The organism is Planococcus sp. TJ-307 (genome assembly GCF_058268435.1).
The window spans coordinates 12,038-36,004 of the sequence record NZ_JBZDOJ010000010.1 but is presented as its reverse complement, the minus strand read 5'-3'; the positions used below and the strand labels follow the sequence as shown (position 1 = coordinate 36,004).

Here is a 23,967-nt window from a genome sequence, read left to right as displayed (position 1 = left end):
CAAGTGAAGAAGGAGGAATTATTTTTGTCAATAGAAACAAATAAACCCAAATCATCAAAATTATTCAAAGGTAAATCATTGGCGGTAACAATCGCAACTGTATTGTTGTTTGCAGCGGTTTTGACCTTTGCAATATATGAAGGCACAAAGAATACAGTATCTGTAACAGCAAATGGTGAACAGGAAGAAGTAAGAACCCATGCAGAAACCGTCGGAGCATTTTTAGAAGAGCAGGACATCAAACCTGGAGAACACGATTTCTTGAGCCATTCTGCAGAAACAGCAATCAATGAAGATTTATCTCTCGAATGGGATGCAGCAGAACAATACAATGTGACAGTTGATGGAGAGGCCACTTCGGCTTGGACAACTGAAAACACGGTGTCAGAAATTTTGGCAAAAGCGAACGTTGAGCTTACGAAACACGATAAAGTATCACCGGCACTAGAAGAGCAAGTTGATGAGGAAACAACGATCTCAGTGGAAAAAGCTTATGAGGTTACCATTCAAGACGGTACGGAAGATAAGAAAGTATGGTCTACTTCGACTACGGTCGCTGACCTTTTAAAGCAGCATGAAATTTCAGTGGGCAAACTGGATCGAGTGGAGAACGAAATGGACGAATTGGTCCTTCGGAATTCAACAGTCAAAGTGGTCCGCGTTGAAAAGGTCACCGATGTAGTCGAGGATTCTGTAAAATATGCGGTAGAAACAAAAAAAGACAGTTCACTTCTCAAAGGCAGCGAAAAGCTTGTCCAAAAGGGAGCGAATGGCGTAGTTGAAAAAACGTACGAAGTGGTTAAGGAAAACGGCAAAGAAGTAAAGCGTGACCTTAAAAACGAAAAAGTGGTAAAAGAACCAACGAAGCAAGTAACTGCAGTAGGAACGAAAACCGTTGTGGCCAGCGTTTCACGTGGCACTCAAGCCAAAGCAGCAGCTCCAACAGCTAAAGCAGAGCCTGCAAAACAGGCAACACCAACCGAGAAAAAAGCAGCACCAGCAGAAAAAGCATCAGTCAAAACAGCTTCAGCTGAAAAAAAACCTGCTCCTGCACAAGCAAAAGCAGAACCTGCTAAAGCAGCACCGGCAGAAGCGGAGCCAACAGGCGGCAAAGAGTTTTACGTGTCAGCCACAGCTTATACAGCAAGCTGCACCGGCTGTTCAGGAATTACAGCTACCGGAATCAACTTGCATACAAATCCAGGCCTTAAAGTGATTGCTGTAGACCCTAGCGTTATTCCGTTAGGCTCTAAAGTATGGGTTGAAGGATATGGAAATGCGATTGCAGGTGATACTGGCGGAGCAATCAAAGGCAACAAGATTGATTTGTTTATGGCCAGCCAATCTGATGCGATCTCATTTGGACGCAAACAAGTAAAAGTTAGAATTCTTAACTAATCTACAGTAAACTCCACCATAGGCTTTCTTGGGTTCATTCCCAGGAAAGCTTTTTACATGTCTACCCGCTAACGTGTAGAATAAACAAGAAGCTTGAAAAGAGGAAATATATATGAAGATAAATGAAATTATCGTAGTTGAAGGAAAAGACGATACAGTCGCGATTAAGCGCGCAGTCAACGCAGATACAATTGAGACCAACGGTTCCGCCATAACGCCAGAAACACTTCAGCGAATTGCGCACGCGCAACAAAAACGGGGTGTCATCGTTTTTACAGATCCTGATTATCCGGGACGGCGTATCCGTGCTATTATTGAAGAACACGTGCCTCAGGCTAAGCATGCATTTTTGGCGAAAGAAAAGACGATTGCTAAAAATGGCAAAGGTTTAGGAATCGAGCATGCCCGTGATGAAGACATCCGCGAAGCCTTACAAGCTGTCTATACGCCGCTGCAGGAAGAACGTGCTGTAGAGATTACCATGGAAGATTTGATCGATGCTGGGCTTGTAGCACATCCACAAGCCAAACAGCGCCGCATCCAAATCGGCAATGATCTACAGATCGGCTATACCAATGGCAAACAGCTCCAGAAGCGTCTCTATATGTTCGGTATATCCAAAGACCAGTTTATTAAAGCGGTACAAGCGTTAACTCAGGAGGAAAACCAATGACCAAAGATATAGCGACACCCATCCGCACCCAACAAATCATGGCAAAATATGATTTAAAAGTGAAAAAAAGCTTGGGGCAGAACTTTTTAATCGATCCTAATATTTTACGAAAAATTGTCGGACAGGCAAAATTGACCAAGAACTCTGCAGCCATCGAAATTGGCCCGGGAATTGGTGCATTAACCGAACATCTGGCAAGAGAAGCAGGCAAAGTGCTGGCTTTTGAAATCGATCAGCGGCTGCTTCCTGTACTCGACGACACACTCTCACCATACGACAACATTTCCATCGTTCATGCCGATATTTTGAAAACCGATGTGCAAGCTGCTATCGACCGTGAGCTGGCAGGTTATGATGATATCGTCGTTGTAGCAAATTTGCCCTATTATGTAACGACACCTATTATTTTGAAGCTATTGCTGGAAAAATTGCCGATTCGCGGTATGGTCGTTATGCTGCAAAAAGAGGTGGCTGAACGCATTACAGCTAAACCTGGGACTAAGGCTTACGGATCGCTGTCTATCGCGATTCAGTACTACACACAGGCCGAGATGGCATTAACGGTTCCGAAGTCCGTATTTTTGCCGCAGCCGAATGTTGATTCGGCTGTTATTCGAATGACTAAACGGGAAGTTCCAGAAGTGGAAGTCATTGATGAGGACTTTTTCTTTAGTGTGACAAGAGGGTCGTTTGTTCAACGAAGAAAAACTATTTTGAACAACCTTCAAGTGGCAATGCCTTTAGGAAAAGAGAAAAAAGAACTGATTTTGAAGGCATTGGAAGAAGCAGAAATCGATCCTGCACGTCGCGGAGAAACCTTAACGATCAAAGAATTTGGGTTGCTCGCTGACAAATTGTATGCTTATTTCCAGTGAAACCGGGGATCTGTTACAATTTTGGCACATGTTGTTTCGGGTTAAAGATATTTCGAATAAATAAATATTGACAGCACTGGGCAGTCGTTGATAAAATTATAAATTTGCTTGACTATTCCATTATATTATGGTAAAATTTTGTCTATAGTGAGGTGTAGACAAAATGCCCAAAACTTTGGCGGATATTAAAAAGTCGTTAGACCTACATTTAGGAAAACGCTTGCTTTTGAAGGCAAACGGAGGTCGCAAGAAAACGGTCGAACGTGCCGGAATCCTGCGCGAAACGTATCACTCCGTGTTCGTAATTGAGCTAGATCAAGAAGAGCATGCATTTGAACGCGTGTCTTACAGCTACGCAGACATCTTAACTGAAGCAGTAGAAATTACTGTGTACGAAGGAACTGAAAACGCACTTGTCGTGAAATAATTGAATCATATGTATAAGTTACTCCAAAACTTGCTCCTGCTTACAAGCAGAAAGCGAGTTTTTTTGTTTCTGTCGGCACTTTGCTTTCCATTGTCCGGCGGTATGTTAAAATAGTCTTCATTAGAATATAAAAGGAGGCAGTGGGATGCTCTACGTAAAAGCGCCTGCCAAGATCAACTTAACATTAGACGTGTTACATAAACGTCCAGATAATTACCACGAAATTGAAATGATCATGACAACGGTGGATTTGTCGGACCGCATCGGATTGATGGGAACCGCCAAAGGCATACATATCCAGTCTGCAGATCGCTTTGTACCGAACGATTCCCGCAACCTTGCTTACCAGGCGGCGCAATTGATCAAAGATACTTTCAACATCAAAACCGGCGTCATCATTTCGCTGGATAAAAAAATTCCGGTCGCTGCCGGCCTTGCTGGAGGCAGCAGTGATGCCGCAGCAACATTAAAAGGGCTCAACAAACTGTGGCAATTAAACCTGTCACTTGATGAGTTAGCTGAACTGGGAGCCAAAATTGGTTCAGACGTTTCTTTTTGTGTTTACGGGGGCACGGCGTTAGCTAAAGGGCGTGGTGAAATTATCCAGGAGTTGCCGACTCCGCCAAATTGTTGGGTTATTTTAGCGAAGCCGACAATTGGGGTTTCTACAGCTGACGTTTACGGAGCGTTCGATGTCCAAACAGCTCAGCATCCAAATACGGACGAAATGATCCAAGCACTCCATGACGGCGATTATGAAGCCATGTGTGACAACTTAGGAAATGCACTCGAGAGCGTTACCTTAAAATTGTATCCGGAAGTTGAACAAATTAAAGAACAGATGAAGAAATTTGGTGCTGACGCGGTATTGATGAGCGGCAGCGGCCCGACGGTTTTTGGATTGGTGCATAACGAAGCACGCATTCCGCGCATTTATAATGGCTTGCGTGGATTCTGTTCAGAAGTTTACGCTGTGCGTTTGATCGGCGAACGGGAGCCACTTGCCTAAATACGGATATTTATGGTAAGTTTTCTATAAATCATTCGTGTTTAGGAGAGGGTAGTCTTGAAGTGGAAGCGCAGTGAACGGCTTGTTGATATGACGCATTTTTTATTGGAACACCCGCATAAATTAATTCCGCTGACTTATTTCTCGGATCTTTATCAATCAGCCAAGTCGTCTATCAGTGAAGATTTGGGGATTGTCAAAGAAACGTTCGAAGAAAAAGGAATTGGTTTGCTGATGACCGTTCCCGGAGCAGCGGGCGGCGTTAAATTTATTCCTAAGCTCCAAGCCCGTGAAATCAGGTCTATTATGGCAGATCTCATGGAAGAGCTGAGTCATTCCGATCGGCTTCTGCCGGGGGGCTATTTGTATATGACCGATGTGTTGGGTAATCCGGAGATGATGAACCGTGTCGGCAAAGTATTCGCCACCGCGTTCGCAAAAGAAAAAATTGACGTTATTATGACAGTGGCTACAAAGGGCATCCCCATTGCCCATGCGATTGCCCGCCATTTAAATGTGCCGGTGGTTATCGTCCGTAGAGACAGCAAAGTTACGGAAGGCTCTACAGTTAGCATCAATTATGTTTCAGGATCTTCCCGCCGCATTCAGACCATGGTGTTGTCAAAACGCAGCATGAAAAGCGGCCAGCGTGTCCTTATCACCGACGACTTTATGAAAGTCGGCGGAACGATGAACGGCATGAAAAACTTGCTGGAGGAGTTTGAATGCACGTTGGCTGGGGTGGCTGTATTGGTCGAGGCAGAACATTCGGATGAACGGCTTGTAGAAAAATACCTGTCTCTCGTCAAATTGCATGAAGTGAGCGAAAAAGAACGCACAATTGCTTTAGAAGAAGGAAATTACTTTGAGAATGGAGGAATTTAATATGAATTATGTAGCGACAGATAAAGCAGCTGCTGCGATTGGACCCTATTCACAAGGTGTGGTTTCAGGAGGGCTGCTCTACAGTTCAGGCCAAATTCCATTAACTGCAACCGGAGAATTGGTGGAAGGCACGATGTCTGACCAGGCTCATCAAGTCTTTTCTAACTTAAAAGCCGTTCTTGCAGAAGCCGGTTCCTCTCTGGGGGAAGTTATTAAGACCACTGTTTTTATTAAAGATATGAACGATTTTGCGGAATTGAACGAGGTTTACGCAGCATATTTTGGCGATCATAAACCGGCACGCTCAACTGTTGAAGTGGCCCGTCTGCCAAAAGACGTGAAAGTAGAAATTGAAGTTATTGCAAAAGTGAACAACTAAAAGCAAATTTTGAAACAAAAGAACTGCAAGCTTCCTCGTATAAACGAGCTGCTTGCAGTTCTTTTGTTTTATTGATCAAATTTTCTAATAAGTTTTGTAAATTATGAAGGAGATTAGTCCTTTTTAGCGAATACCCATAATTAGGGTTTAAATAACAGCTGAGAGAAGGGAGGATGAAAGAATGGAAGTAACAGATGTGAGATTGCGTCGTGTACAAACCGATGGCAGAATGAGAGCAATCGCTTCCATCACACTGGATAATGAGTTTGTCATCCATGACATTCGTGTGATTGATGGAAATGAAGGCTTGTTTGTTGCGATGCCGAGCAAAAGAACACCGGATGGAGAGTTTCGGGATATTGCCCATCCGATCAATTCGAGCGCACGCACCAAGCTTCAAGAAGCTGTCTTAACTGCATATGAGCAAAGTGAAAGCGAAACGGTATTGGAAAATGCCAGTGTTTAACGGAGCGGAATCAAGGGGCCTTCTATATTAAATAGGCTCTTTTTTTATTTGACTTTTTTTGTAATGGTATTGTCATGCCTTGAAACCTTGAAAAAACAGGGTTTTTCCGCTATAGTCAATAAGGAAAAGCGATTTTTTAAATTGACATAGCCAGTTTAAAAACTGGATTTCACAAGCGGTATAAATAAATGGTCGATAAGAAGGTCAAAATGGACATCTTATCAGCTCAGGAGTGGAGGGGCAAGGAATGGCGAATACATACGCAGTAATTTTAGCTGCCGGCCAAGGCACGCGCATGAAGTCAAAATTGTACAAAGTGCTTCATCCAGTATGCGGTATGCCGATGGTTGAGCACGTGACGCGCAATGTCGAGAAACTCGGCGTCGAAAAAATCGTTACCGTTGTGGGCCATGGGGCAGAAAAAGTTCAGCAGCAGCTGGGCGAAAAAAGTGAATACGCGTTGCAATCGGAACAACTAGGAACGGCTCATGCCGTGCAGCAAACAGCTTCTATGATCGAAGGGCTTGCTGGCACAACGTTGGTCGTTTGCGGGGACACACCGCTAATACGTCCGGAAACCATGCAGGCTCTTCTTGATCAGCATGCTGAAACTCAGGCAAAAGCTACAATCTTAACGGCAATCGCCGACAATCCAACAGGCTACGGACGGATTCTTCGCAACAACGCTGGCATCGTCGAAAAGATCGTCGAGCAAAAAGACGCATCTCCAGAAGAGCAGCAAGTGAAAGAAATCAATACCGGAACGTACTGTTTTGATAATGAAGCATTGTTCGAAGCGTTGAAACTGGTTTCCAATGACAATGTCCAAGGTGAATATTATTTGCCAGACGTCATCGAAATTCTTCAAAAACAAGGAGAAGTTGTTGCCGCTTATGCAACAGACAGCTTTGATGAAACTCTTGGGGTAAACGACCGTGTGGCTTTGAGCCAAGCGGAAAGCACAATGCGCAAACGAATTGCTGAAAAGCACATGAGAGCCGGTGTGTCCATCATTGATCCGGCAACAGCTTATATTAGCGCACAAGCGGAAATTGGGGCGGATACCATCATCCACCCGAACGTAACGATCGATGGGGATACGAAAATCGGAGAAGACTGCGTCATTTCTTCGAACAGCCATATTGTCAACAGCACTATCGGAGACCGTACGACCATCCGCAGTTCAGAGATCCACGACAGCAGCATCGGAACAGATACAGCTGTGGGGCCGTTTGCACACATCCGTCCAGAAACGGTATTGGGCAATGATGTAAAAATCGGCAACTTTGTCGAAGTGAAAAAATCAACCGTCGGAAACGACAGCAAAGTTTCTCACTTAAGCTATATTGGCGATGCCCAGGTGGGAACAGACGTCAATATCGGCTGCGGCACAATCACGGTTAACTATGATGGAAAAAATAAATTCCAGACCGTTATCGAAGATAACACCTTTATCGGCTGCAACTCCAATCTGATTGCACCGGTTACTGTAGGCAAAGGGTCTTATGTAGCGGCTGGCTCTACCATTTCGAAAGATGTTCCAACGGATTCATTGGCGATTGCTCGCGCGCGCCAGGAAAATAAAGAAGGCTACGCAAACAAATTGAACGGTAAAAAATAGGAGGGTTCACACCTAATGGGCTATCAAAATGCAAACTCGAAATTGAAAATCTTTTCATTGAATTCGAACCAGGCGCTGGCTGAAGAAATTTCAGAACACGCAGGCATTCCACTTGGAAAAAGTTCGGTTACACATTTCAGTGACGGTGAAATCCAGATCAATATTGAAGAAAGTATTCGTGGTTATGATGTATTCATCGTGCAATCGACTTCTCAGCCAGTCAATGAAAACTTGATGGAGTTATTGATCATGATCGATGCTGTCAAACGTGCCTCTGCCCGCACAGTCAATGTCGTGATTCCTTATTACGGTTATGCCCGCCAGGACCGTAAAGCCCGCTCACGTGAACCGATTACCGCAAAATTAGTAGCGAACCTTTTGGAAACTGCAGGGGCAACCCGTGTAGTCGTCCTGGATTTGCACGCTCCTCAAATCCAAGGGTTCTTTGATATTTTGATTGACCACCTGGTAGCTGTACCTTTGCTTTCCGATTATTTCCTGAACGAAAGTGGCATCGATCTTGAAAATGTCATCATTGTTTCACCGGATCATGGCGGGGTTACGCGTGCACGCAAAATGGCGGACCGCCTGAAAGCGCCGATTGCGATTATTGACAAGCGCCGCCCTCGCCCGAATGTATCGGAAGTCATGAACATTGTTGGTAATGTCGAAGGCAAAACAGCCATCATTATCGATGACATCATCGATACAGCGGGAACCATTTCAATTGCGGCCAGCGCTTTGATTGAAAGTGGCGCAAAAGAAGTATACGCCTGCTGTACACATCCTGTCCTGTCGGGTCCTGCAGTACAGCGCATCAACGATTCCGTGATCAAGGAATTGATCATCACCAATTCGATTGCATTGCCTGAAGAAAAGAAATCTCCGAAGATCAAGCAATTGTCTGTAGCGCGTTTATTGGCTGAAACCATTGTTCGTGTTCATGAACAAAAATCTGTCAGCACACTCTTTGATTGATCAGAATAACCACCTTTCTGTGTAATAGGTTTCATTATTGTAGGAAAAGGGTATATACTGTTATATGTACCTATCGAGAATTATGTACTTTTTAATATAACTGGAGGCTGAAAGTAATGACTGTAAAAATGACCGCACAAAAAAGAGAAAGCAGCAACAAGAATTCTGCATTAACTGAACTTCGTTCAAAAGGAAATGTACCAGGCGTAGTTTACGGCTTTAAAACTGAAACGACACCGGTAACTGTATCTGAAATCGAATTGATCAAAACTTTGCGTGAATCTGGACGTAACGGCGTAATCAGCCTTGAAATCGATGGCAAAAGCACAAACGTTGTATTGAGCGACTACCAAATGGACGCTTTAAAAGGCAGCTTCAAGCACGTTGACTTTTTAGCGATCAACATGTCCGATGAGCTAGAAGTGGCTGTAACAGTTCACTTGACTGGCGAATCAGTAGGCGAAAAAGAAGGCGGCTTTATCACTCAGCCAAACCGCGAAGTAACTGTACGCGTAAAACCTTCTGACATCCCGGATGCATTAGAAGTGGACACAACTGAATTGGCGATTGGCGAAACAATCACAGTCGGCGATATCCGCGGAACTGTATCATACGAAATCTTGGATGAAGACGACTTTATCCTTGTATCTGCAACAGCTCCACGTACACAAGAAGAATTGGACGAGCTTGAAACTGTATCTGACGAAGATGCAGAACCAGAAGTGGTTGGCAGCGAAGATTCTGAAGAAGAAGAAAACAAAGAAGCATAAATACGAGTGGGAAATAGGGGCTGTCGAGAGACAGTCCCTATTTTTTTGTTTCACGATTACTTATGGTAAAATAAAAGGCAGTGAAAAAGCAAAGGAAGATGGGTATGAAATTGATTATTGGCCTGGGAAATCCGGGCAAAACATATGAAGACACACGCCACAACATCGGCTTTAAAGTGGTCGATTATTTGGCAAGCCAATGGAATGCACCGTTGACGCAGGCGAAATTTAAAGGGATGTATTCCATTAGCCATCGTCCTGAAGGCAAGGTGATGCTTTTGAAGCCGCTGACTTACATGAATTTATCAGGTGAAAGTGTTAGTGCGGTAATAGATTACTACAGTATCGAGCTAAAAGACATTATTGTGGTATACGATGACCTGGATTTGCCGGCTGGCCAATTGCGGTTGCGCCAAAAAGGCAGTGCCGGTGGCCATAATGGCATCAAGTCACTGATCCAGCATTTAGGCACTCAGGAATTTAACAGGCTGCGCATCGGCATTAGCCGTCCACCCGCAGGCATGAAAGTGCCGGACTATGTGCTGCAGCGCTTTTCAAAAGAAGAGATGCCGGAAGTCGCCGATGCGATCAAAAAGAGTGCGGCAGCTTGCGAAACTTGGCTCTCTAAACCTTATCTCGAAGTAATGAATCAATTTAATGGAGCATAATCGCTTTGACGCATCTGGCGTTCAGAGCTTTTTTCTGTTTCCTGTGTGTTTTTGAAAGGAGGAAGTTGGATGAATCATATTTTACAAACCTTTTCGGAGGATACTCATACACAAAAGTTTATAGCTGATTTGAAAAAGGGGCAAGACCATCAATTGATTTCCGGTTTATCCGGCAGTGCGCGGCCGATTTTCTACCAGACAATCTGGTCGGAAACAGAAACCCCTTTATTGATTGTGACACCCAATTTATTGCATGCCCAGCGTGTATACGATGACTTGGTGCGGCTTGTTGGGGAGCAGCAAGTCCACCTTTACCCTGCGGAAGAGTTGATTGCTGCAGAGGTGTCATTTTCAGGACCGGAACTGCGGGCTCACCGCATCGATACGCTGGATCATATGAAAAGCGTTGGCAAAGGCATTTACATTACACCGGTAGCAGGAATGCGCAAACTATTGCCGACACAAGAGCAATGGGATTATGCCACACTGCGCATCGCTGAAGGCGAAGAGCTGGATACAGAAGAATGGCTGCTGAAATTGGTGGCGATGGGCTATTCCCGTACACCAATGGTGACCACTCCTGGAGAGTTCGCGCTTCGAGGGGGAATTCTGGATATTTATCCGTTGAACTTTGAACATCCGGTCCGCATTGAGTTGTTTGATACGGAAGTGGATTCGCTGCGGTTGTTTTCAGCCGAAGATCAGCGTTCACTGGAGAAAGTTCAATCATTGTGCATTCTTCCAGCAAGTGAATTGGTGCTGTCGAAAGACCAGCGCATCGAATTGGCGGGGAAATTAGAAGCTAAACTTGCTGCCAGTTTGAAGAAAATCAAAGCTGACGATACGAAAGCTTTGATGCTTCAGCATATTCAGCACGACATTGATTTGTTGAAACAAGGTGAAACGCCGGAGCAACTGGCGAAGTATGCGGCCATGATTGATACACAATCGGCGTTTCTCGGTGATTATTTCCCGGGCAATGGACTGGTGTTTTTTGACGAACTGGGGCGCATCCAGGAAATGACCGATACCCTAGAGCGCGAAGAAGGCGATTGGATTGTCTCACTGCTGGAAGAAGGAAAGTTTCTTCATGATGTTTCGTTGACTTACACGTTCCGGGAAATGATGGCGAAGCTTGAGCAGAAAGTGACGTTCTTGTCTTTATTCGTCCGGACGTTCCCGATGGTGACGGTCAAAAAATCCATTGCCTTTTCATGCAAGCCGATGCAGTCTTTCCACGGCCAAATGCATCTCCTGAAAGCAGAGATGGAGCGATGGACTTTAGGGAAGTTCCAAATCTTTATCGTGGCGCAGGGAGAAGACCGCATGCAAAAAGTGCGTGCCGTTCTGGCCGATTATGACATGGAAGCGGAAATTGCCTCGTCTTCGACAGAAATTCAAGGCGGTAAGATTTATTTGGTTGATGGGGAATTATCGACCGGGTTTGAAATGCCGTTGCAGCGTTTGACTGTCATTACCGATTCGGAATTGTTCAAGCAGCAGCCGAAAAAGAAAACGCGTGCTCAAAAGCTGACGAATGCCGAGCGCATCAAGAGCTACTCGGAAATCAAACCAGGCGATTACATTGTCCACATTCATCACGGCATCGGCCGTTTTGTCGGCATCGAAACCTTGGAAAGTGGCGGCGTTCATAAAGATTACCTTCATATTGTCTACAAGGCTGACGATAAATTATTCGTACCGGTCGATAAAATCGACTTGATCCAAAAATACATCGCGTCTGAAGAAAAAGAACCGAAGCTCCATAAGATGGGCGGCGCAGAATGGAAGAAAACCCGCACGAAAGTATCGGCAGCAGTCCAAGACATTGCGGATGACCTGATCAAACTTTATGCGGAGCGGGAAGCATTAAGAGGCTTTGCATTTTCCGAAGAGCAGGACATGCAGCGCCAATTTGAAGCAGAGTTTCCTTACGAAGAAACGGTCGATCAATTGCGCTCCATTAATGAAGTAAAACGCGATATGGAAAATGAACGGCCGATGGACCGCTTGATCTGTGGCGATGTTGGTTACGGCAAAACAGAAGTCGCTATCCGCGCGGCATTCAAAGCGGTATTGGACGGCAAGCAAGTGGCGTTCCTCGTACCCACGACCATATTGGCACAGCAGCATTTTGAAACGATGAGCGAGCGGTTCAAGGATTACCCGATTACGGTCGGCTTGATGAGCCGGTTCCGTTCCAAAAAACAACAGGGCGAAACCGTCAAAGGCTTAAAAAATGGATCAGTTGACGTAGTTGTCGGCACACACCGCATTTTATCGAAAGATATGCAGTACAAAGATCTTGGACTGTTGATCATCGACGAAGAACAGCGCTTTGGAGTGACGCATAAAGAAAAAATCAAGCAAATGAAGACCAACGTAGATGTGTTAACGCTGACGGCAACACCGATTCCGCGGACGCTTCATATGTCGATGATCGGTGTACGCGACTTGTCCGTCATCGAAACGCCGCCGGCCAATCGTTTCCCGGTGCAAAGCTATGTTATGGAGCACAACGGCGCTCTCGTGCGCGAAGCTATCGAGCGCGAAATGGCACGCGGCGGCCAAGTGTTTTATTTGTACAACCGAGTGGACGATATGACGCGGAAAGTGGAAGAAATTCAAGCATTGGTACCGGAAGCGCGCGTCGGCTATGCCCACGGGCAAATGAGTGAAACCGAACTGGAATCGGTCATTTTAGGATTTCTTGACGGTGATTACGATGTTTTGGTGACGACGACCATCATCGAAACCGGGATTGATATTCCAAACGTCAACACCTTGATCGTTTACAACGCCGATCGCATGGGCTTGTCTCAGCTTTATCAATTGCGTGGACGTGTCGGACGCTCGAGCCGTGTGGCTTATGCGTACTTTATGTATCAGCGCGACAAAGTGCTGACCGATGTGGCAGAAAAACGCTTGATGGCCATCAAGGAATTTACCGAGCTCGGATCCGGCTTTAAAATCGCCATGCGCGATTTGACGATTCGCGGGGCAGGAAATCTGCTTGGTTCCCAGCAGCATGGCTTTATTGACTCGGTCGGCTTTGATCTGTATTCGCAAATGCTGCAGGAGGCAATTGACGAACGCCAGTCCGGAGTCAAAAAAGAAGTGGTTCCAGAAATCGAGATTTCACTCGATGTCGATGCCTATATTCCCGATTCCTATGTCAGCGACGGCTACCAGAAGATCCAAATGTACAAACGTGTCAAAGGCGTGGATACAGTAGAGGAAATGGCCGAGCTGCAGGATGAGTTGATCGACCGTTTCGGCGACATGCCAAATGAAACCGATAGCTTGCTGCGTATTGCCCGCATGAAAGTATGGGCACGCGAAGTAGGCGTCGAGTCAATCAAGCAAAACGGCAAAGTGGTAACCGTCAAGCTGAGCGAAAAAGGCACATCCAGCATTAACGGCGGCAAAGTGGTGGAAGAATCAGCTGCGTACGGACGCGCCGTCGGCTTCAGCATGTCCGGCCAGCAGCTGGTCATGTCCATTGATGAAAACAAAACCAAAAAACTGCATCCGTTCGATGTGTTGGAAGGCATGATCAAACTGCTGCCGGAATCGCTGCGTGAAGAAAAATCGGTTAGTTGAGTCGAACGAAAGAATGATTGTTTTGGACGATTCAATAGCCCAACCTTACTTGCTGAAGGCGCGTTTGAGAGCTGAGCGAAGCAAGAAGACGTAGGATTTTCCTGGTTTCTTGCGGGAGTTGTGCCGCGAGCGATTGTATAACAGCAAAAAATTTTCCAACATATAAAGTTACTATAAGCAAGAGATGAGTGGGTCCGGTGAACAATGAAGGCACAATGAAATCATTTATGAAAGGTGCGGTCTTGCTGACGATTGCAGGATTTATCGTCAAGCTGCTGAGCGCGGTCTACCGGGTGCCTTTTCAGAACCTTGTCGGAGACCAAGGCTTCTATATATACCAGCAAGTGTATCCGTTTGTTGCGATTTTCGGCATCTGGACATCCTACGGCTTTGCTGTAGCAGTTTCCAAATTGCTGGCGGATACCGACAGGCAAACACACGGGCCAATTTTGCGCATTGCGTTCCTGTATGTGGCCGCTATTTCCGCATCGGTATTTGCTTTGCTGTTTTTCGGTGCAGAACTTCTGGCAGGTTGGATGGGTGACAGGCAACTGGACGGCTTGCTGAAAGTAGGTGCGTTTTCGGTGCTGTTAATGGCGCCGCTCGCTATTTTAAAAGGATATTTTCAGTCGCGCAATGACATGGCGCCAGTTGCCTATGCGCAGGTGATGGAACAGGGACTGCGTGTATCAGTCATTTTAATCGGCACCTGGCTCGTCGTTTCGAGCGGATTTTCATTGTACGCTGCGGGACAAATGGCGATGCTGGGTGCAGTTGCCGGCGGGCTTGGGGCAGTGGTCTTGCTGCTGGTCTACTTCCGCAAGCAGTCAGATTTCCTGACACAACCTTCACAAGTCGGAACTTGGCCAATCATCAAAGAAATGACTGCTGTCAGTTTGAGTGTCAGCATGAGTTCTTTAATCCTATTATTATTTCAGTTGGTCGACTCGTTTACGGTATTCCGGCTGCTGGAAGAGGGCGGACTCGCACGTCTTGCCGCCATGGAACAGAAAGGAATTTACGACCGCGGCCAGCCGCTTGTGCAATTTGGCATTTTAATCGCCACTTCGCTGACTTTAGCAATTGTGCCGCTGGTCGCCCGAACTTCTAAAAAACACAGCGGCAGACCACCTGAGATGTATGCCCAATTGGCATTTCGCGTGTCTTTTCTGTTTGCATTCGCCGCTGCGGCAGGGCTGACCTTTGTCATGCCCCACGTGAATGAAACCTTATTTCAAACACGCGAACAGTCCGGTGCCTTGATCATCTTCAGTTGGCAGATCGTCTGGATGTCACTGCTGCTGATCATGACGGCGATGCTTCACGGACTCGGTAAGGTAAGAGTTCCAGCTTTGCTGCTGCTGTTGGGCTTGGTTGTAAAAGTCATTGGCAATTGGCTGCTGCTGCCGATTTGGGGAGTCACGGGAGCGGCCGTTGCCGGAAATATCGGCTTGGCGGTGATCGTAGCGGGCTTATTGGTCTATTTCAAGAAAGTCTGGCCGCTGCAGTTTGCGCCATTTTCCTATTACCTCTGGCTTTTTGGAGCCGCTTTGGCCATGTCTGCCGTGGTGCTGGGTTGGTCGTTGGTAGCTGCCGGTTATCTGTTTGATGGCTTGTCCAGCCGCTTAGGCGCTGCACTCACAACGGCGACAGCGATTCCGCTTGGTGCTGTGATATTCATGGCATTAATCGCCAAAAGCCGCATCATTACCGAGAAAGAATGGTATATCATTCCATTCGGCCGCAAGCTTGCAGGATTGCAATTAGCAATAAACTCAAAGAAAAAAGGTGAAAAGCGATGAACACCATTCACATAATCGGCCTTGGTGCCGGAGATTTAGACCAATTGCCGCTTGGCGTCTATAAAAAGCTGAAAGCTGCGGATAATTTATACGTACGAACCGAAGATCATCCGGTACTGGTAGAACTGGCACAGGAAGGTGTAACTTTTACAAGCTTTGACGGGGTTTATGAAAAACACGACACCTTCAGTCCGGTCTATGAAGAAATTGCGGAAACACTGATCGGTTTGTCCCAACAGACAGCAGTAATCTATGCGGTGCCGGGCCATCCGTTAGTGGCGGAACAGACAGTGCAAAATTTGATCGAAGCTGAAAAGCAAGGACGTTGCCAATTAGCCGTCGAAGGCGGACACAGTTTCCTGGATTCGCTGTTCGGTGCACTTCGCATTGATCCGATTGAAGGCTTTCAATTGATGGACGGCACAGAAATGACCAGTGACCAAGTCAACATGACGCAGCACTTGTTGATTGCCCAAGTTTATGACAGCTTTAGCGCATCGGAAGTCAAATTGACGCTGATGGAAAAATACCCGGACGATTACCCGGTGACCATCGTCACAGCTGCGGGATCCAAAGATGAAGTGCTGCGTACCGTGCCGCTCCATGAATTGGACCGCTCGGCGGAAGTCAACAACTTGACGACTGTCTATGTGCCTCCAGCTGCTGATCAAAACCAGCGCTTAAAGGAATGGCAAACTTTCCGCAGCATCATCGCGAAGCTGAGAAGCCCTGAAGGTTGCCCGTGGGACCGCGAGCAGACGCATGAGTCGCTGAGTCCATTTTTGATTGAAGAAGCACACGAGCTGCTTCAGGCGATTCAGGAAGGCGACGATGACGCGATCGCTGATGAATTGGGCGATGTCTTGCTGCAAGTATTCCTGCATGCCCAAATCGGCCAGGATAACGGCTACTTCCAGTTAGAGGATGTGCTGGAATCCATCGGTGCGAAAATGATTCGCCGCCATCCGCATGTGTTTGGGGATGCGACGGTGAAAGATGCCGATCAAGTTGTCGCCAATTGGCAGGAAATCAAAGCACAGGAAAAACCGGCTGCTGAGTCTTTGTTGGATGGCCAGGACCGCTTCAGTTCTTCTTTGACCACCTCGTTCAATTATCAGAAAAAAGCGGCGAAAGTCGGATTCGGCTGGCCGGATGCTGCCGGTGCATGGGATAAATTCCATGAAGAATTGCAGGAGTTTCAACAGGAAGTAGCGAAAGGTTCCAAAGCCCGCCAATTGGATGAACTCGGCGATTTGTTGTTCACTCTTGTGAACATTGCCCGTTTCTTTGACTTATCACCCGAAGAAGCAATGATGCAGGCGAACCGAAAATTCCACACGCGTTTCGGCTATGTGGAACAGCAAGTAAGGCAGGGGACTGGAAACTTCAGCGACTACACGCTGGAGCAGTTGGATAGATTTTGGAACCAAGCCAAACTATTGGCAAGAAAGGAAGAATAATTATGCGCCTCGATAAATTTTTGAAAGTTTCACGTTTGATTAAACGCCGTACGTTAGCGAAGCAAGTGGCTGACCAAGGCCGCATCACGGTAAACGGCAATAAAGCAAAAGCCAGCTCAGTCATCAAAGAAAATGATGAGCTGCAAATCCGCTTCGGCCAAAAAGTCGTGACGGTGCGGATCGATCGGTTGAAAGAAGTCGCCAAAAAAGAAGAAGCGGCCACTATGTACACCATCTTGAAAGAAGAAAAGTTGGATAAGGTCGAACCTGAATTTATTGATGATGAAGCGTAAATGTTTTTAAAACCTGCCTTGTGCAGGTTTTTTTCTGAACAAAATGCACCATGGATAAAGCAGGTCATCTTCTATATGATGAAATCGCCAAGATTTTGATGCTCAGCGGCAAGTAGACAGAAAAACGCCTAAGGAATCGATCGATTCCTTAGGCGTTTCTTATTTATCAGCCATCAACGCAACGAGTACAGCTTTTTGGGCATGCAGGCGGTTTTCGGATTCCTGGAAAATCACCGAATGCGGTCCTTCCAAAATGCCGGTCGTTACTTCTTCTTCACGATGGGCAGGGAGGCAATGCATGAAAATATAATCTTCATTGGCATGCTTGACGAGTTCTTCGTTCACCTGGAAGCCCTGGAAATGCTGCAGGCGTTCAATCGTTTCCTGTTCCTGCCCCATGCTGGCCCAAACATCGGTATAAATAATATCGCTCCCGGCAACTGCTTGTTCCGGGCTGTCAGTAATAACAATGGTCGAACCGGTGTATTGAGCGATGTCTTTCGCCAAAGCCACCATTTCTGCAGTGGGCGCATAAGTAGCAGGTGAGGCGATGCTGATATCCATGCCGACTTTGGCGGCACCAATCATCAAGGAGTTGGCCATATTATTGCCATCACCGATGTACGCCATTTTCTTGCCTTTTAGTGTACCGAAATGCTCGAGGATGGTCATCAAATCCGCCAGCACCTGGCAAGGGTGATAATCATCGGTCAAGCCGTTGATGACCGGAATGGAACTAAAGTCTGCCAATTCCTGGACAACAGATTGGTGGAACGTGCGGATCATCAGTCCATCGAGATAACCTGACAGGACGCGTCCGGTATCGGCAATGGTTTCACCTCGTCCTATTTGTGTGTCCTGAGAGCTCAGGAACATAGCGTTGCCGCCGAGCTGTAGCATGCCAGCTTCAAACGAAACACGAGTACGGGTAGAGGACTTTTCGAAAATCATGCCGAGTACTTTTCCTTTTAACAGCGGCAAGTACTTGTTTTCGGGTTTTTTTAGTTCGATTGCCAAATGAAGCAAGTCTATAATTTCATCTGTGCTGTAATCTTTCAGGGACAGGAAATCTTCTTGGACAATCGATGGAGCAAATGGAATCGCCATTGTCATTTTGCAAGCACTCCTTTCGGTAATGTGGTAATGGATGAATACGTTCCGTTAAAAGCAGCTGCTGTTTCAGGGCGTGTCCAAACATGGAGACGGTGAATCGCTGCTTGCTTGGCATTGGTGCTTTCCGGGTCAGGGACAAAATCGATATAAGCTTTTTTATCTTCTGTTTTCAGCCACTCCTCAAAAGGCATGAGTGATTCGGTGACAATGGCAAAGCCGTGTGATTCCCACAATGTGTTGTCCACTTGGGCAATCGACCCTTCCGCGACAAACACAGTGCCGCCAGAAGCAAGGTCGGCCAATTTAACAGAAGCCCCGTTCAAGGCTTTTGCGATGGCTTTGTCCAGGTCGGGACTTGAGCCGATTACTTCGCCGGTCGACATCATTTCAGGAGACAGGACAGGGGACAAGCCCGGCAGTTTAATATGGGAGAAGACCGGTGCTTTGACCGTATACTCCGGCTGTCCGTTATAGCTTTCTTCTATGTGGAGATCTTCGAAAGGCACTCCCAGCAATAGAGCCGTCGCATGCTGCACGAGCGGCACATCCGTCACTTTCGAGCTGATCGGTGCTGTACGCGATGCACGCGGGTTGATTTCCATGACGTATAATTGGTCGCCTTCGTAGACAAATTGAATATTGAACAAGCCCGTGTATGCCATGTTTCTGGCAATATGCTTCGCCGTTTTCGAGAGCTCTTGAAGTGCCTGTTCTGATAAAGAAACCGGCGGTGTTATGGAAATACTGTCTCCGGAATGAACCCCGGTTCCTTCAACATGCTCGAAAATGGCAGAGATCCAGACATTTTCGCCATCGGTCAGGATATCCGCTTCCACTTCCTTGCCGGTGACAAAATGATCAACCAGTACCGGAAAGGCCATGGTTGTTTGCTGCAGCCATTTGCCAAGTTCTACCTCGTTATGCAACACGATCATGCCGCGCCCGCCGATAACATAAGACGGACGCAGGAGCACCGGGAACCCGAGCGAACGGGCTGCCGGTATGACAGCTGACGCATCAAGTGCCGTTTTGCCAGGAATGGTCGGCAAGCCGATCGATTCCAGAAACGCATAAAACCGGTCGCGGTCTTCCATTTGATCCAATAAATCGACTGTCGAACCGAGCACCGTGATGCCGGCTTCCTGCAAAGCAGCTGCCACATTCAGCGAAGTTTGCCCGCCAAACTGGAGAATGACCTGATTAATGCCTTCAAAATCCAGGACATTGAGAATGTCTTCCGGCGTCATCGGTTCAAAATACAAAGCATCTGCGACTTCGTAATCGGTGCTGACCGTTTCCGGATTGTTGTTGATCATAATCGCTTCATAGCCCAGCTTTTGGGCGGCCAGTACACTGTGGACGCAGCAATAATCGAATTCGATGCCCTGTCCAATTCGAATCGGTCCAGACCCCACAACCGCGACTTTTTTCTTATGGTGAGAACGGCTGACATCGGAAAAACCTTGCCATGTGGAATAAAAATAATTGGTGTCTGACCGGAACTCGGCAGCACATGTATCAATCATGCGGTAAGCAGGCGTTACTTGCCAGATGCGTCGCTGTCCCCAAATCTCAGGACAGGTGACATTCCAAAGGTCCGCCAATTGCTGATCGCTGAAGCCAAGTGTTTTGGCTTGCAGCAGGCGGGTGCGGGTCATGCTGTTCCAGTCCAGTTGCTGAAGCTCTTTCCATTCGGTAACGATATTGGCCATCACCGAAAGAAAATAAGGAGTAATGGCCGTGATGCTGTGCAAAAATTCAATGCTTTTGCCGCGAATCAACAGTTCAAAAAGCACAAACAGTCTGCGGTCATCGGCTTCAGTTGCCAGCGTGCATAAATCTTCTGTCGAAAAGTGGGAAAGTGGTGCCAGGCGAAATCCATCAATCGGCAATTCAAGTGAACGTATCGCTTTTTGCAGCGCGGCTTCCATGCGGCGTTCGATAGCCATGACTTCGCCAGTTGCTTTCATTTGTGTGCCAAGTTTGCGCTCAGCCTGCGGGAACTGGTCGAATGGCCAGCGCGGAATTTTGACGGCTACGTAATCCAGTGCGGGTTCAAAGCTGGCAAACGTGGTGCCGGTCACTGGATTTTTTAATTCCGCCAATGTGTAGCCAATCGCCAGCTTTGCAGCGATCTTGGCAATCGGATAGCCTGTTGCTTTGGAAGCGAGTGCCGAAGAACGGCTGACGCGCGGATTGACTTCAATCAAATAATAAGCGGACGTTTCCGGGTGCAGGGCGAACTGAACGTTGCAGGCACCAATAATGCCGAGCGCTTCAATGATGTGGATAGAAGAGCTGCGCAGCATATGGAAATCTTTATCGTTCAATGTCTGGCTGGGTGCCACAACGATCGAGTCGCCCGTATGCACGCCGACCGGGTCCAGGTTTTCCATGTTGCAAACGGTGATGCAGGTTCCGTCAGCATCGCGCATAACTTCATATTCGATTTCCTTGTAGCCGGCAATGCTGATTTCGACCAGACATTGCTTAATCGGGCTGGCGCTTAATCCTTGACTGACCAGTTTGATGTAGGTCTCTTCATTTTCGGCAATTCCGCCGCCAAAGCCACCCAGTGTGTAAGCCGGACGCACGATGAGCGGGTAGCCGGCTGAAGCAGCAAAGTTTAGGGCGTCTTCGACGGAATAAATAATATCACTGTCTGGAACAGGTTCGCTCAATTGGTTCATTAGCGAACGGAATTGTTCGCGGTCTTCCGCTTGCTTGATGGCTTTCATGTCGGTGCCAAGCAGCGTAACACCATATTGTGTCAGGATGCCCGAATCGAATAAAGCCATCGCCAGATTTAAGCCGGTTTGTCCGCCGACTGTTGCAAGCAGGCCATCCGGACGTTCTTTTTTTATGATGGCCGTAACACTGTCCAAAGTCAGCGGTTCAAAATAGACTCGGTCAGAAACGGATTTATCGGTCATGATGGTTGCCGGATTATTATTGATCAGCACAACATGAATCCCTTCTTCTTTTAGCGCCATACATGCCTGAGTGCCTGAATAATCAAATTCTGCTGCTTGCCCAATGACAATGGCTCCCGAGCCAATGACCAGTACTTTTTTTATGGCTTCTTGCTTAGGCATGCATTTTCACTCTCTCTTTCTGTTGTGCGGCCCCTAAAAATTGATGGAACAGTTCAAGGTGATCGGCTGGGCCGGGCGCCGCTTCCGGATGGAATTGGACTGTGGTCACGGGCAAGGTATTGTGGACAAGGCCTTCAATGCTGCCATCGTTGACGTTTTCGTATAGTACGGAAAACGGCGTGCCTTGCAAACTGGCGCTTTCCACCACATAGCTGTGATTTTGAGAACTCATGCTGACCCGCTTGGTCCGCAGGTTCATCACCGGATGATTGGCGCCGCGATGGCCGTATGCAAGCTTGGCCGTTTTAGCGCCAAATGCCGAAGCGAGGACTTGGTGGCCGAGGCAAATGCCGAAACTTGGATAGCGTTCAGCCCAGTCGCGGTATGTGGGAAGTAAATGCTGAAGGGCTGCCGGATCTCCTGGGCCATTTGAAAAAAGCAGGCCGTCCAGTCCGAGTGAGTCGAGCTTTTCTGTTGGAGTTGCATAAGGAATGATGCTGACCTTGCAGTCCAATTCGAGCAGTTCTTTTAAAATAGAAGATTTATAATGGAAATCAATCAATCCAATGTGAGTCGAGCCGGAACCGAAAGCTTGGATTTCTTGAAGAGTTGTGATGACCGGGAAGAAATCGGTTTGCACCGGTTTCCAAGGCAGTTCTGGCAAGGATGCATGGACAAGCTGCGATTGCATTGTTCCCGATTCACGAACATTTTGAATGACAGAACGTGTGTCGACTCCGCTCAAAATGGGAATCTTGTGGCTGGCGGCAAAGTCAGCGAGCGAAATGGCATCCTTGCCGAGAGGACCTTCATACAATCCGGCAACAATGATGCCAGCAGTCTGGATTTGGTCGGATTGTGCATAAAGCGACTGGATTCCGTATTGCCCGATCAAAGGGTAAGAAAAGACGATAATCTGACCTTTATAAGAAGGATCAGTCAAAACTTCTTCATAGCCGGTCATTCCCGTGAAAAAGACGATTTCTCCTTGAATAGCAGAAACCTCGCCATGCCATTGCCCTTTGAATGCTTTTCCATCTGATAACGTCAATAAACCTGTCATTTGCTTCACTCCAATTTTATTCAATAATTTTGTATATTTATAAGTTTAGAATAAATTAAAATCCGATGAAACCCTATAAACGTTCATAAAAAGATAATGATTAGTATTATAAAACTGTATAAAAATTAAGTCAATAGTATTTTTATTAATTAAAAGTAAAAGTTCGAGTTGGATTTTTTAAGAAATAGAGTGAAAATAGCGGGAATTATTCAAAAAGCTTATAATATCAAGGCTTTTCATGTATAATAATGACAAAGTTAGTATGGAAGGGGAGCGGGTCATGAGTTTGAAGAGAGACAACCAGACGGAAAAGCGCGAAGTCACCTCAATTCGCAATGACTATGTCCGTTCGGTTGAAATGGAAGGGCAGCGCAAAAAAGCTCACCGGGTACGATTATTGAGAAGGCTGAGCGTATTTGGTTTAATGGTTTTAGTGGCGACAATTTGGGTCGGGTCTACGATTTATGCCCAATCGCAGACGATTTCTGAAAAAGAACAGCTTCGTGAAGAAACATTGCTGATGCTTGAAGAAGTTGAAAAAGAGCAGAACCAGTTGGAAGAACAAATTCTATTATTAAATGATGAAGAATATTTGGCTAAATTGGCGCGCAAAGATTACTTTCTTTCAGATGAAGGAGAGATTATTTTTACAACACCAACTGATGAAGAAAATCCTACAGAAGAAGAGTAGTCAGTTGACACTCTTTTTTTGATGGTTATAATAAAAAGTGGGATAAGTCCCGCAAAATGACAGTGTGGCCCAGTATTTTGGAGTCATCTTAATTTTTAAGGAGGAGCATTTTTTTTATGTCGATTGAAGTAGGCAGCAAGTTAGAAGGTAAAGTCACAGGTATTACAAACTTTGGAGCATTTGTTCAGCTTCCAACTGGTGCAACAGGCCTCGTGCATATAAGTGAAGTCGCCGACAACTATGTGAAAGATATTAACGATCATTTAAAAGTTGGCGAAATGGTAGAAGTTAAAGTCATGAATGTAGAAGCAGACGGCAAAATTGGTCTGTCCATTCGTAAAGCGAAGCCACAGCCACCCGGCGGCACAGAACGACCACAACGCCCACGTCCAAGCAATCGTTCGTTTGAACGCGCTCCAAAAGAAAACTTCGAAACAAAAATGGCGAAGTTCTTGAAGGACAGCGAAGAAAACATGACGACCTTGAAACGCGCTACGGAATCGAAACGCGGCGGCCGAGGAGCAAAAAGAGGCTAACTTGCTAGCTGTTTTAATAGTATAGGGAAATGCTTCAACACAGTTGGAAATCAATAGTAGAAACGCTTCTCACATGGGAAGCGTTTTTTTTAATCGCATTTAGTGGATTTGCCTGGGAAATTTGACGCAAAAAAAGCAACGTCCGATTCGGACGCTGCTTAA

At 46.5% G+C, this 23,967-nt stretch carries 21 protein-coding genes; 18 read left to right on the top strand and 3 right to left on the bottom strand.

The genetic code is table 11. The annotated features are described in order from the left end of the window. Positions 1-24: 24 nt before the first annotated feature. The 16 genes from AC4EHK_RS18705 (at position 25) to AC4EHK_RS18630 (ending at position 17,307) form a co-directional block, all read left to right on the top strand. Entirely contained in the window at positions 25-1,398 is a 1,374-nt protein-coding gene (locus tag AC4EHK_RS18705) for a ubiquitin-like domain-containing protein (RefSeq protein WP_490980242.1), read from the top strand. Between the two features lie 112 nt (positions 1,399-1,510). Next, positions 1,511-2,071, top strand: coding sequence for a ribonuclease M5 (rnmV, locus tag AC4EHK_RS18700; protein ID WP_215101508.1), 561 nt, complete (start codon positions 1,511-1,513; stop codon positions 2,069-2,071). Continuing rightward, the gene (gene rsmA, locus AC4EHK_RS18695) at positions 2,068-2,946 is read left to right on the top strand and encodes a 16S rRNA (adenine(1518)-N(6)/adenine(1519)-N(6))-dimethyltransferase RsmA (RefSeq protein WP_490980241.1); all 879 of its coding nucleotides are present in this window, start codon (positions 2,068-2,070) and stop codon (positions 2,944-2,946) included. Before rnmV ends, rsmA begins: the two co-directional genes overlap by 4 nt. A gap of 163 nt (positions 2,947-3,109) precedes the next feature. Next, the gene (veg, locus tag AC4EHK_RS18690) at positions 3,110-3,373 is read left to right on the top strand and encodes a biofilm formation stimulator Veg (protein ID WP_490980240.1); all 264 of its coding nucleotides are present in this window, start codon (positions 3,110-3,112) and stop codon (positions 3,371-3,373) included. Positions 3,374-3,518: 145 nt separating this feature from the next. Beyond that, positions 3,519-4,382 (top strand): 4-(cytidine 5'-diphospho)-2-C-methyl-D-erythritol kinase, encoded by an 864-nt coding sequence (gene ispE / locus AC4EHK_RS18685; protein ID WP_490980239.1) that lies wholly within the window; start codon positions 3,519-3,521, stop codon positions 4,380-4,382. 57 nt (positions 4,383-4,439) lie between these two features. Next, a complete protein-coding gene (gene purR, locus AC4EHK_RS18680) occupies positions 4,440-5,267 on the top strand; it encodes a pur operon repressor (protein WP_490980238.1) in 828 nt (275 codons plus the stop codon). 1 nt (position 5,268) lies between these two features. Continuing rightward, positions 5,269-5,646 (top strand): RidA family protein, encoded by a 378-nt coding sequence (locus AC4EHK_RS18675; RefSeq protein WP_490980237.1) that lies wholly within the window; start codon positions 5,269-5,271, stop codon positions 5,644-5,646. Positions 5,647-5,827: 181 nt separating this feature from the next. Continuing rightward, entirely contained in the window at positions 5,828-6,112 is a 285-nt protein-coding gene (spoVG, locus tag AC4EHK_RS18670) for a septation regulator SpoVG (RefSeq protein ID WP_142830626.1), read from the top strand. A 247-nt stretch (positions 6,113-6,359) separates the two neighbouring features. Next, a complete protein-coding gene (gene glmU, locus AC4EHK_RS18665) occupies positions 6,360-7,733 on the top strand; it encodes a bifunctional UDP-N-acetylglucosamine diphosphorylase/glucosamine-1-phosphate N-acetyltransferase GlmU (RefSeq protein WP_490980236.1) in 1,374 nt (457 codons plus the stop codon). A gap of 15 nt (positions 7,734-7,748) precedes the next feature. Further along, positions 7,749-8,711, top strand: coding sequence for a ribose-phosphate diphosphokinase (locus tag AC4EHK_RS18660; RefSeq protein WP_142830631.1), 963 nt, complete (start codon positions 7,749-7,751; stop codon positions 8,709-8,711). A 116-nt stretch (positions 8,712-8,827) separates the two neighbouring features. Then, positions 8,828-9,481: a 50S ribosomal protein L25/general stress protein Ctc gene (locus tag AC4EHK_RS18655; RefSeq protein WP_490980235.1), complete on the top strand. Its 654-nt coding sequence runs from the start codon at positions 8,828-8,830 to the stop codon at positions 9,479-9,481. Positions 9,482-9,585: 104 nt separating this feature from the next. Further along, the gene (pth, locus tag AC4EHK_RS18650) at positions 9,586-10,149 is read left to right on the top strand and encodes an aminoacyl-tRNA hydrolase (protein WP_490980234.1); all 564 of its coding nucleotides are present in this window, start codon (positions 9,586-9,588) and stop codon (positions 10,147-10,149) included. Positions 10,150-10,218: 69 nt separating this feature from the next. Beyond that, entirely contained in the window at positions 10,219-13,752 is a 3,534-nt protein-coding gene (mfd, locus tag AC4EHK_RS18645) for a transcription-repair coupling factor (RefSeq protein WP_490980233.1), read from the top strand. Positions 13,753-13,949: 197 nt separating this feature from the next. Continuing rightward, a complete protein-coding gene (locus AC4EHK_RS18640; RefSeq protein ID WP_490980232.1) occupies positions 13,950-15,554 on the top strand; it encodes a putative polysaccharide biosynthesis protein in 1,605 nt (534 codons plus the stop codon). After that, entirely contained in the window at positions 15,551-17,014 is a 1,464-nt protein-coding gene (yabN, locus tag AC4EHK_RS18635) for a bifunctional methyltransferase/pyrophosphohydrolase YabN (RefSeq protein ID WP_490980231.1), read from the top strand. The genes AC4EHK_RS18640 and yabN overlap by 4 nt, the downstream gene beginning before the upstream one ends. A 2-nt stretch (positions 17,015-17,016) precedes the next feature. Continuing rightward, the gene (locus tag AC4EHK_RS18630; protein WP_490980230.1) at positions 17,017-17,307 is read left to right on the top strand and encodes an RNA-binding S4 domain-containing protein; all 291 of its coding nucleotides are present in this window, start codon (positions 17,017-17,019) and stop codon (positions 17,305-17,307) included. A 159-nt stretch (positions 17,308-17,466) separates the two neighbouring features. On the opposite strand, the gene argF is transcribed toward AC4EHK_RS18630, so the two are convergent. Genes argF through AC4EHK_RS18615 form a run of 3 tightly spaced genes read right to left on the bottom strand, consistent with a single transcriptional unit; the run spans position 17,467 to position 22,578 of the window. Then, positions 17,467-18,420 (bottom strand): ornithine carbamoyltransferase, encoded by a 954-nt coding sequence (gene argF / locus AC4EHK_RS18625; RefSeq protein WP_490980229.1) that lies wholly within the window; start codon positions 18,418-18,420, stop codon positions 17,467-17,469. Next, positions 18,417-21,515 carry a carbamoyl-phosphate synthase (glutamine-hydrolyzing) large subunit gene (gene carB / locus AC4EHK_RS18620; protein ID WP_490980228.1) on the bottom strand — a complete coding sequence of 1,033 codons (3,099 nt, stop codon included), beginning with the start codon at positions 21,513-21,515 and terminating at the stop codon, positions 18,417-18,419. The genes argF and carB overlap by 4 nt, the downstream gene beginning before the upstream one ends. Next, entirely contained in the window at positions 21,508-22,578 is a 1,071-nt protein-coding gene (locus AC4EHK_RS18615; protein WP_490980227.1) for a carbamoyl phosphate synthase small subunit, read from the bottom strand. The genes carB and AC4EHK_RS18615 overlap by 8 nt, the downstream gene beginning before the upstream one ends. Positions 22,579-22,858: 280 nt before the next feature. Here AC4EHK_RS18615 and AC4EHK_RS18610 point away from each other — a divergent pair, with 280 nt between their 5' ends. Beyond that, positions 22,859-23,269, top strand: coding sequence for an FtsB family cell division protein (locus AC4EHK_RS18610; protein ID WP_490980226.1), 411 nt, complete (start codon positions 22,859-22,861; stop codon positions 23,267-23,269). Between the two features lie 116 nt (positions 23,270-23,385). Beyond that, positions 23,386-23,805, top strand: coding sequence for a S1 domain-containing RNA-binding protein (locus AC4EHK_RS18605; protein ID WP_065536328.1), 420 nt, complete (start codon positions 23,386-23,388; stop codon positions 23,803-23,805). Positions 23,806-23,967 lie beyond the last annotated feature (162 nt).